1 protein-coding gene is annotated in these 2,260 nt (G+C 42.3%); it reads right to left on the reverse strand.

Annotated elements, in window-relative coordinates:
• Positions 1-132: 132 nt before the first annotated feature.
• Positions 133-2,076 carry a TonB-dependent receptor domain-containing protein gene (locus ACTXGO_RS12700; RefSeq protein WP_443574785.1) on the reverse strand — a complete coding sequence of 648 codons (1,944 nt, stop codon included), beginning with the start codon at positions 2,074-2,076 and terminating at the stop codon, positions 133-135.
• Between the last annotated feature and the right edge of the window lie 184 nt (positions 2,077-2,260).

Genomic DNA, 2,260 nt, shown 5'->3' on the forward strand with positions numbered 1-2,260 from the left:
ATGAGCGCGCTGTTGTCACCTATTGTCCTATATAACTTAAGAAAAACCTTTGACTTGTAAGTTGCGTTGGTTTGAGCTAAAAAATGCTAAATAAGTAGCTGAGCGCAAATTTTCTCTAAAACAAGTTATTATTTAGAACCAGTTATAGGTTAGCGAACCAAAGTAGTTAGCACCGTCAGTGGCATATTCTGTACCAAATTGATTAGAGAGCGTATAGTTTTCATCGGTAATGTTTTCAACACGCAAGTTTGCACGTAAATTAGGATTGATATAGACGGTGCCACTCAAGTTAACTAGAGTATAGTCGTCTAACTTAGTTTGATTGCTCACGTCAGAAAATCTATCATCAGTATGTTTTGCTTCAAGGCGGACATCAAAGGTAGGCTGCTGATAACCGATATAAATCAAACCACTATTTTGAGGGCGGTAGACAAGATCATTTCCTTTGTTGGCACTGCCTGATGTCTCATCTTTTGCATCCAAATAATCGTATCCCAAGCCAAACAAAAACGAATTGACGTACCAGTCGGAGGTAAAGCTCACCCCTTTGATTTTTGCCTCGCCCGTATTGGTATTGCCACCAATCAAATCTTCGACATCAGTGTGATAACCCGTCAAACGTGAGATTTGATTGCCTTTATCGTACTCAATGAACACTTCAGTGTTTTTGCTGGTTTCAAGCTTTAAGTTTGGATTGCTAAAACCGGGGTAGTATAAGTCATTAAAGGTCGGCGCGCGAAAACCTGTAGCGTAACTTGCACCAATGCGCATACCGTCCAATGGGCGTATAGCAGCGCCTACGTTATAAGTGCTTTCATTGCCATATTGCGAATTGTCATCAACGCGGTAGTTGGCTTGTAAGTCATAATAAGTATCTGCTAGTTGATAACCGACAAAGGCACTTTTGACTTCTCTATCATCAGGTGAGTAGGGTGTCGCGGTAAAATCGGTAAAGTCAGCATTAAAAACTTTTACCGCAGAAGCATCAAGCTCTTGTGATAGCCATTCTACGCCAACGATAACCGTACCAGGCTGAGCATTGATTTGGCTCTCTAAACGCACTTGTTCTTGGGTAGTATCGAATTGGCTGCCATCTTGAAAGTCAATAGAATTATTATCATGAGATGTTGATTTATCGACACTTTGACCATAGCTTAATTTGGTCAACGTTAATGGGGTTTGGTATTGCAAATAGGCTTTAGCACTACCGTTTTTTTGATCCGAGTAAGCGTTGGGAACCAAGGTTCCAGCCGAGTCAAACTCAGTTGTAGAGTCTGAATATAATCCGCTAATTCCACCACTGAGCTGATCGCTAAATTTGTGCTGTAATGCAAGGCTAGCGTTGGTTGATTCAAAACCATCATCATCAGCGTTATAATCAAAAGAATCGCTATTAGCAACCGCATTGAAGCCGTCTGTCTCGTTACGACTGACGCCTAGGCTTAATGATGAGGTGTCATTTTTGAGTTGACCAGTAATGCCAACTTGATAATGATCGTGACTGCCGTAACCTGCGGTAGTAGACACATTGGATTGCTCTACATTATTGCCCTTGGTAAAGATCTGGATAACCCCGCCCATAGCATCGGAGCCATAAATGCTAGAGCCTGACGCCCCGTATAAGATCTCGATACGATCTATTTGGTCGGCAGGTAGCAGGTTCAATGCTGGGGTTCCTGCAGAGATTGAGCTATAACGAATGCCATCGATGAGCACGAGAACTTGTTTGCTATCAAAGCCGCGCATATAGAAGTTACTGATAGTTCCCATTCCGCCGCTTTGTGAGATATTAATACCTGATTGGTTCTTTAGCACATCAAGCGCCGTTTGACCCTGATAACGCTGTAGCTCTTCGCTATCGACAACGCGAGTCTGAGCGATGACATTGCTAACCCTAGTCGGTGTACGCGTCGCCGTCACCACGATCTCATCAAGCTCCACTTGCGGTAGCTCGCTCTCATCGATAGGTCCAAGGGTAGAGGGAGCTGCCATAGCCGTGTTCATGGCAAAAACGCCAAATATACTCAAAATACTCAGTCGAAGGTAACTTGCAGGTGATACGGGCGTTGAAGTCATAATAAATTCCAAAAAAGATCAAAAAGTGCAAAGCGGCTAAAAAGATAAGCCAAAAGATAAAGACATAACCATTATCAACAATAACGATCAAGATATAAACCACTACGACCTAATATCTTCTCAGTATCAGATGAGTAACTTTCATCTTAAAGGGTTTTGTTCTTTAGACAGAGCCAATTTATAA

The organism is Psychrobacter sp. T6-1, assembly GCF_052258445.1.